Raw genomic sequence first — 15396 nt, forward strand, 5'->3', positions numbered from 1 at the left:
AATGAGGAAATTATTCGATATAAAATTTATTCTGCTGATAACACTGCTTTGCTGTGGTTTTGTGGCCTGTAGCGACGATAGTAACAGCGACATTGAAGAGCCTGTTAAACCGGAACCGGAAACAGGAGATGTTACGCTTTATATCACTACCAATACCCGCTCGCAGGATTTTGCAACAAAAGCGGTCGACTTTAGCGATAAAAGCAATATGTCGCCATCAACCATTAATCTGGAGCCTGAAACACGGTACCAGACCATGGATGGTTTTGGAGCGGCAATTACAGGCTCAACCTGTTATAACCTGTTACAGATGACGGAAGATAACCGGGAGAAGTTTCTGAAAGAAACATTCTCTCCAACAGAGGGAATGGGCTACAGTTATGTTCGTATTTCCATCGGTTGTTCCGACTTTTCGCTTAGCGAATATACCTGTTGCGATACCGAAGGAATTGAAAACTTCGGCCTTACTTCGGAAGAAACCGATTACGTGATTCCGATCTTACAGGAAATTCAGGCCATTAATCCTGACCTTAAAATTCTGGGATCGCCATGGACCTGCCCACGCTGGATGAAAGTGAATAATCTTACCGATTTGCAACCCTTCAACTCGTGGACAAGCGGACAGTTAAATCCGGCGTATTATGCCGATTATGCCACGTATTTTGTAAAGTGGATTCAGGTTTTAAAGGAGTACGGAATCGAGATTTACTCGGTTACGCCACAAAACGAACCGCTTAACAGAGGTAACTCCGCTTCGTTGTACATGGGCTGGGAAGAACAACTTGAATTTGTGAAAAACAACCTGGTGCCTGCTTTTAAAGCAGCATCGTTGAACACAAAAATTTATTTGTTCGACCACAATTACAACTACGATAACATGGGCGGTCAGAACGATTATCCGGTTAAAATTTACGACGCAGGAGTTGACGAAGATATCGTGGTCGGTGCCGCTTATCACAACTACGGAGGAAACAAGGAAGAGCTTTTGGATATTCACGAAAAAGCTCCCGAAAGAGAATTGATTTTCACCGAAACATCTATCGGTACCTGGAATGATGGCCGTAACCTGCAAAATCGTTTAATTGAAGATATGCGCGAAGTGGCACTTGGAACCGTAAATAACTGGTGTAAAGGAGTAATTGTGTGGAACCTAATGCTCGACAGCGACCGGGGCCCCAACCGTGAAGGCGGATGCCAGACTTGTTATGGCGCTGTGGATATCGACAGAGCCAACTATTCATCGATTACGCGTAATTCGCACTATTACATCATCGGCCATTTGTCGTCGGTTGTTAAGCCCGGTGCAGTGCGTATCGGAACGTCAGGTTTTTCTGATGCCGGTTTTTACTACTCGGCATTCGAAAACACCGACGGAACTTATGCGGTCGTACTATTAAACAGCAATTCGGCCTCAAAAATGATAACACTCGACGATGGCACCAATCACTTTAGTTACGAAGTGCCTGCTAAATCGGTTATTTCATACCAATGGAAAAAATAAAAACTAACGCAATGAAGAACTTAAAATATTTCATATTAAGCATTTTGGGTTTGGCTGTTTTGTCGTGCTCCGATGATATCAGCGAAATCGAACCGGCGGGAAATCCCGTTATGGAAATTGAAAACCAATTCTCCGATGTACATTTCGGCGATGTGCTTTCGTTTACTGTTTCGGTTAGCGACGAAATTTCGCTATCGACACTAACTGCCATTCTTTATTTTGGCGAAGAAGAGGTGGAAAGAACGACAATTCGCACGAAAGAAAATGGTGAATATTCAGGAACAATTGAAATTCCTTTTGAGAAAGATATTCCCGACGGAACAGCTACTCTGGAGTTTGTGTTACTGAACACAACGATGAATAGCAGTATTGAAACTTTTGATGTGCCGATTACACGAGCGCAATACCCTTACCTGATTTTGGTAAGTGAAAACGCATCGTACCCAATGTTGCCAACCGGCGAAGCAAATGAGTATGCGGCTACGGAAGCATTCCCGTCAAACGATTTGTCGGCCTACATTAAAACGCCGGTGGTTGATGATAAAGGGACCGAAATCGTTTTTGGTTGGGAAGCCGGTGCTGTAACAAACGGGGTTTCTACAAATATCCCCTTTGTAAGCCCTGTGGGTGGAACTTACTCGGTAACATTTAATACCAAAACATACGAGGCCGGCCCATTCTTCGAAATACTGCTTAACGGAGAGAACATGAATATGGTTGATAAAGACAATTATCAGCTGGATGTTGATCTGACGCAAGGGCAGGAGGTAAGTATTCAAGGTTTGGGAAATATTGCCGACTGGTGGATCGATGCTGATTATCTGACCACGCAGGAAGCCGGGCTTTACACTTTTGTCCCTATCACAGGAAAATACCGTGTAACGGCTAATCTGGAGTTGAACTATTTCAGAATTGAGGCTTTGGATGGCAACTCACCAGCTGGATTAAATGCTGACGGAACAGGTGCCGTTTGGGTAATTGGCGAGAATGTTGGAAAACCATCGTTAGCTGATAAAACTGTGGGCTGGAGTCCGGACAATGCATTGTGTATGGCTCCAATTGGCGACAAAAAATACCAGTTGACTGTAGTTGGAGGTACAAATATCAGTACCGATGGAATCAACTTTAAATTCTTCCACCAAAAAGGTTGGGGCGGAGAATTTGGAGGAGACGCCATTTCAACAACAAGCGACATCGTATTCATTGGCGACGGCACAAATGGCCGCGACAGTGGTAACCTTGGTTTGGTTGATGGAGTGACCCTGGAAGATGGTGCTACTTATGTATTTACGGTTGATCTTTCGGCAGGAAACGATCAGGCCGTTTTAACAGTTACAAAAAAATAAGAGAGAGAAAAGGTAGATATATAAAAGGTTGTGGACTTCCCGAAATGGGAGGTCTCACAGCCTTTTTTGTTAGACGTTTTTGGCATTTCAAGAAAGAATGTTGAACGAAGAAAATGAAGATGATCATGAAGAATATTTTGAAAACGGTGGTTGGTGTTTTTGCTGTATCGGGTTTATTTTTTGCCGGATGCACGAACAGGGAAGTGAATAAAGAAGTGGAGCAACCACCGGTAGTTGTAAATCCCGAAAAAGTAAACGTGTATGTAACCGCAAAAGACACCAATCTTCGCTTAGATGCAATTGGCGAATTCAGCTTGCAAACTGGGGGCCAGCCTTTGGAAACACAGCCTTTTGTTCTGATTGATCCGGCAAAAAAGTTTCAAACCATCGAAGGGATAGGAGCGGCTTTAACCGATGCTTCGGCTGAAACATTTTATAAAATGCCACGAAACGTTCGGCAGGAAATCCTTACTGCGTTCTTCGACCAGGAAAAAGGAATTGGCTATAACTTTTCACGCACAAATATTGCCAGCTGCGATTTTTCAAGCGCATCGTACAACTACGTGGTGGAGAACGATTCGCTCCTGACTACTTTTAGTGTTCAGCACGACGAGCAATACCGTATCCCGTTTATTAAAGAAGCAATTGAAGCGGCGGGTGGAGAATTGAAAATGTTTGTTAGCCCGTGGAGCCCTCCGGCCTGGATGAAAAGCAATAATAACGTATTGCTGGGAGGAAAACTGCTGGAACAGTTTAAACCGGCATGGGCAAAGTATTACGTGAAGTTTATCGAAGAGTATGAGAAACGCGACATTCCGGTTTGGGGCCTTTCGGTACAAAACGAACCTATGGCTGTTCAGCGGTGGGAATCGTGTGTATACACTGCTGATGAGGAACGCGATTTTATAAAGAAATACCTTGGGCCAACTTTGCACAGTAATGGAATGGGCGATAAAAAACTAATCGCCTGGGATCACAACCGCGACCAGGTATATCAACGCGCTACTACTATTTTAAGCGATCCGGAAGCTGCAAAATATGTTTGGGGTATTGGCTTTCACTGGTACGAACCCTGGACTGGTGGCGATATGCAGTTTGAAAACACAAAACTGGTAAACGATGCTTTCCCTGGTACAAAACTTATTTTTACGGAAGGTTGTGTTGAATCATTTGATATTAACCGGGTTAATGACTGGGCTTTGGGCGAACGTTATGGCTATTCTATGCTGAATGATTTTAACAGCGGAACTGTTGCATGGACCGACTGGAACATCCTCCTGGACGAAACCGGCGGTCCAAACCATGTTGGTAACTTATGTTTTGCGCCCATACACGCCAATACGCAAACCGGCGAGTTAATTTATACCAACAGCTACTATTACATAGGGCATTTTTCGAAATTTGTAAAAGAAGGAGCACGAAGAATTGCAACATCATCGAGCCGCACCGATTTGCAGGCAACTGCTTTTGTAAATCCTGATGGTACAATCGCCGTGGTTGTGCTTAACATGTCTGAAGAAAAATTCAACTACCAATTAATGGTAAACGGCAAATCAACCGATCTGGAGAGTTTACCTCATTCCATAATGACCATTACTTTATAAAGTTTGGTTCTTTCATAAATACAATTGCAAAATAAAAGCGCTTAAATTTTTGATTTAGACGCTTTTGTTGTTTTAAAAAGTACATAAATCTACGTTTTGGATGAACCTATTCCATGTTTACAGGAAGAAAAGAAAACAGAAATTCAACAGCCAAAACTTTTTTCTAAACACCAATCTCCAGAAGAATACCATTCTGTCGAATCTATAACCCTGTAGCTACGGTATTACAGTTATTGAATTATTTACACGGATTTTCTACCCATTAGCCCCATCGATATAGTTTAAAAGCCCAAAATGATCAATTCCTACCTTTGGCCGTCATAAACTGTGGTCGATAAAACAGTTTTTCCAACGCGTCAATCATTCACGAAAAAGGTACCAAACAACCTTCAGTTTTACTTTATCACTCATAGAAAATTATGGATAAAGAATATCAATTTATGCATTTATCCGGCACGAATGCATAAGCGTTTTATCCTGTTGTCAAGAGAATCATTAAAATCATCATGAGATTATTATATGGTTAAAATGGTTGATATACAGGTTGATATGTTGTTGTTGTGGTCGTTTTTTTCATGCTCTGAATCATCTGTCTATGTATTTGAATTATTTATCCATAACGAAAATACAAGGGCCAGATACATTTGATGTCAGAACTGAATAATTAAATATAAGTTTATGAAAAAAATCGATTTTAAATTATTGGTGTTAGCCATATTAATTGGCATATCATTTAACACCTTCGGACAAACACGACAAATCACCGGAGTTGTGTTTGATGAAAGCAACACTTCTATACCGGGTGTTTCAATAGCTGAAAAAGGAACTGCAAATGGTACCGTATCTGATATTGACGGTAAATTCGTAATTAACGTTTCAGAAAGTTCAAGTATCCTTGTCTTTTCATTTATTGGTTTTGAAACTCAGGAAGTCGCTCTTGATGGACAAACCAATTTACAGATCCATTTGGCTTCTTCTAATATAAAATTAGATGAGGTTGTTGCCATTGGATATGGTTCTGTAAAAAAAGGAGATTTAACCGGATCGGTTGCTTCTGTTGATCGCCAAAAATTGGAGAAGGCCAATAAGGTTGATGCAATTTCTGCGCTTCAGGGCCAAACCGCAGGTGTGGTTATTCAGCGTACCGACAACAAACCGGGCGCCGGAGGTTTTAATATCCGTATTCGCGGAGCGAGCACCATTAACTCCAACCAAACAGCCAATCAGGGAGGTTTCAATCCAGGGCAAAACCCGCTTTTTATTGTCGATGGAGTTTTTCTGGATGATATTTCATTCCTGAACCCCGGAGATATTGAAAGAATGGATATTCTTAAAGATGCTTCGGCTACTGCTGTATACGGATCGCGAGGTAGTAACGGTGTAATCCTTATTGAAACCAAACAGGGGAAAAAAGGCGAAATGAAAGTTAATTACAGCAATTACTTTGGTTTTAAACAGGCTTACCACTTACCTCCAATGCAAGATGCTCCGGGATTTGTAGAGTATATTAAAGACGATGTGGTAGGAAACCAGTTTGCTGCCGGAAACCTCGACTACTCAAGAGATGAAGTTGTGTTATCAGATTACCTGGATGCAGAAGAGCTACAAAATATTGCCGATGGAGTAAATACCGACTGGGTTGATCTACTATTGGTTAACGGTTTTCAAACCAACCATTCATTAAATTTAAGTGGGGGAAGCGAAAGTACAGTTTACTCTATCGGATTGGCGTATACAAAAGATAACGGAACACTGGAAGGTGAAGACTATACCAGATACAACGTGAGAGGTGATTTGTCATCCGACTTGTCGGATTGGTTGAATATCAGTGTAGGTAACTATATGACTTACGCTATACAAAACACCGGAAGCTGGGAAGGTTTCAGAAGCGCTTATCGTTTAAAACCATACGGACGTCCTTATAATGAAGACGGAACGCCACGCTTTTATGCGTTGGACAAAGAAACTCAGATAACAAACCCATTGTTTGAGGCTGATAACATTACCAAAGAAACAAAATACCTGCAATGGATTGGTGATATTGCACTAAAAGTGACTCCTGCAAAAGGACTAACCTTAACGTCTAAGTTTTCGCCAAATATCAAATTTTCTCGTTACGGCGAATACCGTGGATTGTATTCGAAAAGCGTTAGTGGAAATGCTGCCAACAGAAGAGCGCAGGTAAACAACCACAATTATTTGTCATATGCCTGGGATAATATCCTTAATTATAAATACACCACCGGTGTGCATGCATTTGATGTTACAGCAGTAATGTCAAGGTTTATGGAACGTTCAGAGGGGTATTACAACCAGGTTAGAAACTTCACAACCGACGATTTCCTGTTTTACAATATGGGAGCAGGCCTCGACATCAGGGAATTAACAAGTGGTTTCTCAAAACAAACGCTTGAATCTTACACCGGAAGGATCAATTATAATCTGATGGACAAATACCTGTTGACCTTAACCGGACGTTACGATGGGTCGTCAGTTCTGTCTGCAAAAAATAAATGGGCTTTCTTCCCTTCGGCTGCACTTGCATGGAAACTTATGCAAGAAGGCTTTATGCAGGAACAGAATGTTCTTTCGAATGCTAAACTGAGACTGAGTTACGGACAAACCGGGAACAATGGTCAGGGTGGAGGACTTGTTCCGCTTGGATCGCAATCTTTATTAGGAAGTAGTGCAACCAACCTGGGAGGTTCTTCTGTTTCAACCGCGTTCATTACAGGTTTAGCCAACGAAGACCTTACCTGGGAAAAAACAACAGAAGTTAACCTCGGATTCGACTTTGGCTTTTTAGAAAACAGAGTATTTGGTTCTATAGATGTTTATAACAGAAAAAATACCAATATTATTTTCTACACTCCTCTGCCGGCAGTAAGTGGCTATGGTGGAACGTATGATAATGTGGGAGAGTCAACCAACAAGGGGATTGAAATTACGTTGAACACGGTGAATTTTGACCGGGGTGATTTTAAATGGACCACCAATTTTAACTTTGCCAGCAACAAAAATACCATCGATAAACTTTACGGCGACCTGGAAGAAATCATTTTCAATGTATCAGGTACCAACCTTATTCATCAGGTTGGTGAATCAATCGGATCTGTTTACGATTATGTATTTGATGGAATCTGGCAACTTGACGAAGCAACCGAAGCAGCTAAATATGGCCAAACTCCGGGACAGGTACGCGTTAAAGATTTAAATAACGACGGCGAAATCACACCTGATAAGGACAGACAGGTAGTAGGCCAGATTACCCCGAAATGGACAGGAGGTATAACAAGTACCATGAACTACAAAAATTTCGATTTTACGTTCTTCATCAGTACCAGCCAGGGAAATATGATACAAAGTAATTTCCATGGTAATACTTCGTTCCCCTGGGATGGCGATCCATCAAGGCTTTTCAACGCCTATGATGTAGATTACTGGACACCTACAAATCCTACCAATGGCTGGTATCAGCCAGGTAACGGAGGATCTTATCAACATGTAATTAAATACCAGGATATTTCATTTACAAAAGTTGGATATATCACTCTGGGTTACAATGTGCCATCTCAGGTGCTGAATAAGTTTAAAGTTGATGGTTTAAGAATATACACTACGGTTCAAAATCCTTTCATCTTTACAGATTACGATGGTTGGGATCCTGAAAATGCAGGTAGAAACTCGTGGGGTGCAGCTTTTATGTCGAGAACATATTTAGCCGGAATTAATTTGAACTTTTAAACACTTATCAATAAAATATTATGAAGATGAAATATATAAACAATAAAATAGTAGTGCTACTGCTTGCATTGAGCTTCTTTGCAACGAGCTGCGACAGTTTCCTTGAGGAAGACAACTATACTTCGTTAAGTATTGAAACTGCTAAAACCGATCCTGAAACTTTTGACCAGTTGGTGGCTTCTGTTTATGAAATATCAAGGGAATATACAACACATTATACTTCTGACATGTATTATCAGTTGGAAGATCTGGGAACTGATATTGTAACACGAGGATCGTTGGTAACAGGAACCAACGACTTAAATGATTACGTGAATTTTAACTCAACAAACTGGACTATTAGTGTATATTGGACAGACCAATACAAAATAATTTCTGCGGCCAATATTGCGATAGATAATGCCGACGAAATTGAAGGAGTTGATGCCAACACAAAAGCAACAGGCATAGGCGAAGCCAAATTTTTCAGGGCAATGTCGTACTTTAACTTGGTTGAAAATTTTGGTGGAGTTCCTTTGGTTTTGAATCAGGTTACCAGCGCCGAAACAGATTATGTGCGTGCCACGGAACAGGAAGTATATTCTCAAATTGTTATGGATTTGGAAGATGCTTTAGCTGCCGTACCTGATAATCCGGCAGAATATGGAAGAGTTTCAAAAGACGCCGTAAGACATCTTTTATCAAAAGTGTTGTTAACCCGAGGCTACAAATCATTTGCCGCCAGTACCGATTTTACTCAAGCTGCATCATTGGCAGAAACAGTAATTTCAAACCACACACTGGTGTCTTCTTTTGAAGATCTGGTTAGCATCGAAAACCAACGCAATTCAGAAGTAGTGTTTGCTTACCTGTTTGGAAACAACCCGGTTAGCCGGGGCTGGGGAAACTCAAGACACATGAAGTACAAATTCAGGTTTTACGATTATCCCGGATTATCACGTACAGTTCAGGGCCTTGGACCAATGCCTACGCCGTTTTATTTCTCGCTTTTTCAGGACGATGATCAACGTGCGGCTGCTACATTTAAAAGAGTACTTTACGCTACCGAAGAATATTCTGCTACGGTAAACGGAGAAACTGTATACATGGCAATCGGCGATACAGCAATGTATTTCCCGAAAGTAGCCTGGACAGACGCTCAAAAAGCAGCGGTTGCCTATAAGGTAATCAATCCCGACTCATACATAAAAAGTGATGGAGTTACACCGGTTCATTATCCGTTGTTTAGAAAATTTGACGATCCGGATGTGCCTTTTACACAACCCGACCAATCTTCGCAGGGAGAAAGAGATATGGTTATGATGAGAAGCGGCGAAGCATACCTGATTGCCGCAGAAGCTTATCTAAAACAAGCGAACGCAACAAAAGCAGCAGAATTACTTACCGACTTGCGCAGCCGTGCAGGAATATCAACTGCGGTAACTACCGAAGATGCAACACTCGACTTTATTCTTGATGAAAGAGCCCGGGAATTAGCCGGAGAGGTAAACCGTTGGATGGACCTGAAAAGAACAGGCAAGTTGATTGAAAGAACTTTGATGCACAATCCACACGCTGCATTTAATAACGCCCTGCAAGAAAAACACTTGTTACGACCAATTCCACAAACTGAAATCGACAACAGTGGTGGAAGTATTACTCAGAATCCAAATTATTCGTAAGAATAATTTAAATATTGTGTTTAGTTAGTTTATAAAATATAGGCAGGTGAGCAATTACCTGCTTATATTTTGATAACACAAACCGATATGGCTTGATAGAAATTAAACCTAATACCATTAAAACCAGCTGCGTTTCAATCCCGGAAGCTTCTCAAAAAAGGCAATCATGAAAAATTTAGCAGATGAAATTTCAGACCAGGAAGCGTTAAAAATTAACAACATTACAAATCCCGGAAAAAGAATGATGATCAAGAGAACATATCTTTTACTGCTCCTGCCAATACTTTGCGGTTTTATGGCTTGTACCAACAGCACAAGTACCTCTCAAACCACATCGCCGGAAGAAACATTAATTCGGCGTGTATTGCCCGAATATGCTTCCAATTTCGTTGTAGAAATTGATAGTACTGGCGAAAAAGACTGGTTTGAAATTGAGTCAGTTAACAACAAAATTGTTTTGCGTGGCAACAACGGGGTTTCCATTGCATCGGCCTTGTATTACTACTTAAAAGAATATGCCAATTGCCAGGTTACATGGAACGGCACCAATTTGAATCTGCCGGAACAACTTCCAACTGTTTCGGAAAAGATACATAAAGATAGTCCGTACGAATACCGCTACTACTTAAATTACTGCACCTTTAATTACAGCATGAGCTGGTGGGACTGGAAGCGCTGGGAAAAGGAAATCGACTGGATGGCTTTACACGGCATAAATATGCCACTGGCCATTACCGGCGAAGAATACATTTGGGATGAGGTGTATCGATCGTACGGTTTTACCGACGAAGATTTTGATCCGTTTTTTAGCGGACCCTCCTATTTTTCGTGGTTTTGGATGGGTAACCTCGATGGTTGGGGTGGGCCTTTACCAATGAGCTGGAAAGAGACTCACCGCGATTTGCAGCAAAAAATAGTACAGCGCCAGCGCGAACTGGGAATGAAACCGGTTCTCCCGGCGTTTACAGGCCACGTACCCGCATCGTTTAAAAAACATTTCCCCAATGCCAATCTCAAACAAACCAACTGGGGCAACGATTTTGAAGATACTTTTATTCTGGATGCCGACGATCCGCTTTTTGCTGAAATCGGAAAAAAATTCCTGGAAATCCAGAAGAAAATATACGGAACCGATCACCTGTATTCTGCCGATACTTTTAACGAAAACGAACCGCCTTCCGATGATCCTGAATATTTATCGGAACTCAGTAGTAAAGTTTTTGAGGGGATGAAGGCTGCCGACCCGGATGCTGTTTGGGTGATGCAGGGCTGGCTGTTTTACAGTCACCGCGACTTCTGGAAAGAACCACAGATAAAAGGTTTACTTGGCGCTGTACCCGACGACCGGATGATTATTCTGGATCTGGCATCGGAGATTGAGCCTGTTTGGAAACGTACCGAAGCATTTTACGGCAAACAGTGGATTTGGAATATGCTCCACAACTTTGGTGGAAACATTAGCATGTTTGGCCGTATCGAAAATGTGGCTGCACACCCTGCCGAAGCACTAAATGACACCACCTCGGGGAAAATGAAAGGAATCGGGTTAACCATGGAAGGCATTGAACAGAATCCGGTTTTGTACGAATTAATGACCGACAATACCTGGCGAAATACTCCAATTGACCTAAAGGAATGGTTAAAAAGCTACATTGAAAACCGCTACGGAAAAACAAACACCGAGCTTGAAAAAGGCTGGGATATTTTAGTTGAAACAGCATACAACGGCAAAACAATACGCGATGGAGCCGAATCCATCATCGTGTCGCGACCCACTTTTGAAGGTTACCGCCGCTGGGCGCGCACCAAACTAAATTATGCACCTGAGGATTTGTTGCCAGCCTGGGATTTATTTGTAAAGCAAATTCCGGGATGTGCCCAGTCTGATGGTTTTCAATACGATTTGGTTGACCTTACCCGGCAGGTTCTGGCCAACTATGCGATGCCGGTTCAACAACAAATAACACTGGCTTACAATCGCAACGACAAAGAAAGTTTTGAAAAATACAGCGCCGAATTCATCGAATTAATTGACGACATGGACAGGCTGCTGGCAACCCGAAAAGATTTTTTACTTGGCCCCTGGATTGCCGATGCCAGAAACTGGGGACAAAACGAACAAGAAAAAGCACTGTACGAACAGAATGCCCGCAACCTGATTACACTTTGGGGCGGAGCCAATAACCGTTTGCACGAATACAGCAACCGCCAGTGGAGCGGCCTGTTCAGCGACTTTTACAAACCGCGTTGGGAACAATTTTTTGCCAATGTAAAAGACAACTGGGGACAATTTGATCAAATTGAATTCGACGAAAATATCAAACAGTGGGAGTGGAACTGGGTACTCGAACGTAAAGACTTTCCGGTGAATGCCAGCGGAAGCCCTACTGAATTTGCCGCCGAATTACACCGGAAATACCGCGAACGAATTGTTCCGTTAACTGAAATTCAACCCGATATAAAATACAATTACTAGTTATGGAAAATAGCATTCAAAAAAAGCCGGAGCGCTTTCTTTCGCTTGATGTTTTCAGAGGCCTGACCATTGCCCTGATGATTGTGGTTAACACGCCGGGAACGGGTGCACATCTTTATCCTTACCTGGTTCATGCAAAGTGGTTTGGATTTACACTGGCCGATTTGGTGTTTCCATCTTTCTTGTTTGCCATGGGAAATGCCATGAGTTTTTCGATGCTGAAAATGAAGAACATGCCGGCAGGAAAAGTCTGGGCAAAAATTATAAAACGTACCACTATTATTTTTCTTTTGGGCTACCTGATGTACTGGTATCCTTTTTTCGAGTTTGGCACCGACGGGAACTTTCTATGGAAACCCATTGCCGAAACGCGTATTATGGGTGTTTTGCAACGAATAGCCTTGTGTTATTTCTTTGCTTCAGCCATTTTCTATTACCTCTCTGAAAAAGTGGCGCTTATTATTTCAGGCGCTATTTTGCTGGCTTACTGGGGTATTTTATATGTTTTTGGCGAGCAGGGTGCGTGGCTCGAAATGGCAAACAATGCGGCATCAAAATTCGATTTGGCAGTTTTGGGGCAAGGACATATTTATAAGAAAGACAGCATTCCCTTTGATCCGGAAGGACTACTCAGCACGTTGCCTGCCGTTGTAAATGTGCTGTGGGGTTATATGGCCGGTATATTTATTCAGAAAAAAGGAAAATCATTCGAGGGTATTGCCAAACTTTTAATGCTTGCTGTTGGAATGATTGCACTGGCACATTGGTGGAACCTGGTTTTCCCCCTGTCGAAAAAATTATGGACAAGCTCTTTTGTGCTTTACACCGTTGGCTGGGATTTGGCAATAATGGCCGTTTTAGTGTATGCAATTGAATTGCGTAAGCTAAAATTCGGCGTTCAGTTTTTTAATATCTTCGGAAAAAATCCGCTGTTTATTTACTTATTCTCAGAGCTGTTTTATATTACACTCCGCATGATTCCGGTAAACAAACATCAGGATGCGTTTGAATGGTTTAGTGAACAGATCTTTCAGCAAATTTTTCCCGGAGCTTTTGGTTCGTTTGCAACAGCCATTGCTTACGTTATGCTGTGCTGGGCGCTGGGATGGTGGTTAAATAAAAAGCGTATTTATATAAAAATTTAGTTTCAGTACGGTGATCTTGCTGAAAACAGCAAAAGCTTCATCACTAAAAAATGTAATATGGGAATGATGAAAAAGTTCAGTTTAAACACCTCTGCCTTGCTCTTGGTTTTGCTTTTTTCGATACAAATTAATGCGCAGGTTACGGAGCGGCAAAAGCCTGAAGAATGGAACCGCCTAGTTAAAGGCGGACGTTTTTTAGACCGTTTTATGCCCATTTCTCCGCTCGGGAAGTTAACAACTGAAACATGGGGTGCTGAAGGCGTTATTCCGCGCTATACCGATAACGGAATTGAAGACCCGGACTGGTCGTATTGGGGTGGAAACATTTTAAAGGGCGACGACGGAAAATTCCATTTGTTTGTTTGTCGCTGGCCCGAAAATTCGCCCAAAGGACACATGGAATGGCCGAAATCGGAAGTAGTTCATGCAGTAGCCGACAATACAATGGGGCCTTTTAAAGTACAGTCGGTAATAGGGAAAGGACACAATCCCGAAGCCTACCGCATGAAAGATGGTCGTTATATTATTTATGTAATTGATGGTTATTACCTTGCCGAAAGTATTGACGGCCCCTGGAAAGCCGGAAAGTTTGAATTCAATCCGCGTGACAGGGAAATTATTGAAGGACTTTCGAACCTGTCGTTCGTTCAGCGCGAAGATGGGTCGTTTGTGATGGTTTGCCGTGGTGGCGGAATCTGGCTGAGCAAAGATGGCCTTTCGCCCTGGCAGCAGGTAACTTCAAAACGGGTTTACCCCGATGTTGACGGCCGCTTTGAAGACCCGGTTATCTGGCGCGACAATGTACAATACAACCTGATTGTAAATGACTGGTTGGGGCGCATTGCTTTCTACCTGCGCTCGAAAGACGGCGTTCACTGGAAAGTTGATCCGGGCGAGGCATATATTCCCGGCATTACAGTTTATACCGACGGAACAAATGAAGACTGGTTTAAATACGAACGCATCAAAATTTTTCAGGATGAATACCGCCGCGCTGTTCAGGCCAATTTTGCGGTAATCGATACCATAAAATGGGATGACAAAACCAACGACAGACACAGCTCAAAAAATATTGGTATTCCCTTAAACAAAGGGGTTTTGATGACCATTCTTGATGAAGAGAAGATTGATGACAATACAAAAACTATCCGCGTAAAAATTGAGGCAGAACCCAGCTTCAATCCGCTAACGGATATCGATGTTAATTCGCTGCATTTTGGCGCTCCCGAAGTGGTCAATTTTGGTGGCGGCTGCACGGTTTCAGGCACCGAACCGGATGGCAACGATTTGATTGTGACTTTTAAGGGTTCAAACAATGGATTCAGAGACGATAGTTTTGCCGCCAAATTATTGGGAAAAGACAAGAACGGTAAATTACTTCTGGGATATGCACGTTTGCCGTGGGTTGAATACATCGAGCCCATATTATCGGCACGTTTGCCGGTATTAAATGCCAACGGAAACCTTGAGGTGGAAGTAGAGAACTTTGGGCAAATTGCTTCGAAAAACGCCAGCTTGAAAATTGAACTGGTAAACGAACAGGAAACAATTGAAATTGCTTCAGCTAAAATTCCCGGCTTAAACCCATTCGAAAAAACGAAGATTAGCATGAAGTGCTCAAAAATACCGTCGGAGGACGCACAATTAAAAGTAAGCATTACGTACAACAGAAAAATGATGGAGTCCTTAACAGGGACATTAAGGATAGACTAAGAGGGATTGGACAGTTAGACGAAGCACCAGGAAAAGCATTTAATCTTTTGGGATCTGCAAATAAACTATTGCCTTTATTTCTGAAAAGTAAGTGTTGCAGGTGTTTCTTCATTTGCAAATTACATCAACTAAACAAATATTAATCAGCATGATAAGAACTACAAATGCCGCTGTTAAGTCGGCACAACAAAAGATTAACAACCCCG

Annotated in this window: 8 protein-coding genes; all 8 read left to right on the plus strand. The window is 42.1% G+C overall.

The annotated features are described in order from the left end of the window. Position 1 precedes the first annotated feature (1 nt). The 8 genes from LH29_RS14750 (at position 2) to LH29_RS14785 (ending at position 15190) form a co-directional block, all read left to right on the plus strand. Positions 2–1501 (plus strand): glycoside hydrolase family 30 protein, encoded by a 1500-nt coding sequence (locus tag LH29_RS14750; protein WP_045031220.1) that lies wholly within the window; start codon positions 2–4, stop codon positions 1499–1501. Positions 1502–1512: 11 nt separating this feature from the next. Further along, positions 1513–2847, plus strand: a complete 1335-nt coding sequence (locus LH29_RS14755; RefSeq protein ID WP_045031899.1) for a DUF5121 domain-containing protein — start codon at positions 1513–1515, stop codon at positions 2845–2847. Positions 2848–2972: 125 nt separating this feature from the next. Continuing rightward, positions 2973–4451, plus strand: a complete 1479-nt coding sequence (locus LH29_RS14760) for a glycoside hydrolase family 30 protein (protein WP_045031901.1) — start codon at positions 2973–2975, stop codon at positions 4449–4451. Between the two features lie 678 nt (positions 4452–5129). Continuing rightward, a complete protein-coding gene (locus LH29_RS14765; RefSeq protein ID WP_045031221.1) occupies positions 5130–8195 on the plus strand; it encodes a SusC/RagA family TonB-linked outer membrane protein in 3066 nt (1021 codons plus the stop codon). 26 nt (positions 8196–8221) lie between these two features. Next, a complete protein-coding gene (locus LH29_RS14770) occupies positions 8222–9856 on the plus strand; it encodes a RagB/SusD family nutrient uptake outer membrane protein (RefSeq protein WP_045031223.1) in 1635 nt (544 codons plus the stop codon). 166 nt (positions 9857–10022) lie between these two features. After that, on the plus strand, positions 10023–12332 hold the full coding sequence (locus LH29_RS14775; protein WP_198152466.1) for an alpha-N-acetylglucosaminidase: 2310 nt from the start codon (positions 10023–10025) through the stop codon (positions 12330–12332). A 2-nt stretch (positions 12333–12334) separates the two neighbouring features. Beyond that, positions 12335–13477 (plus strand): acyltransferase family protein, encoded by a 1143-nt coding sequence (locus LH29_RS14780; RefSeq protein ID WP_045031225.1) that lies wholly within the window; start codon positions 12335–12337, stop codon positions 13475–13477. A 63-nt stretch (positions 13478–13540) separates the two neighbouring features. After that, positions 13541–15190, plus strand: coding sequence for a glycoside hydrolase family protein (locus tag LH29_RS14785; RefSeq protein ID WP_198152467.1), 1650 nt, complete (start codon positions 13541–13543; stop codon positions 15188–15190). Positions 15191–15396 lie beyond the last annotated feature (206 nt).

The organism is Draconibacterium sediminis, assembly GCF_000949475.1.
Lineage (GTDB): Bacteria > Bacteroidota > Bacteroidia > Bacteroidales > Prolixibacteraceae > Draconibacterium > Draconibacterium sediminis.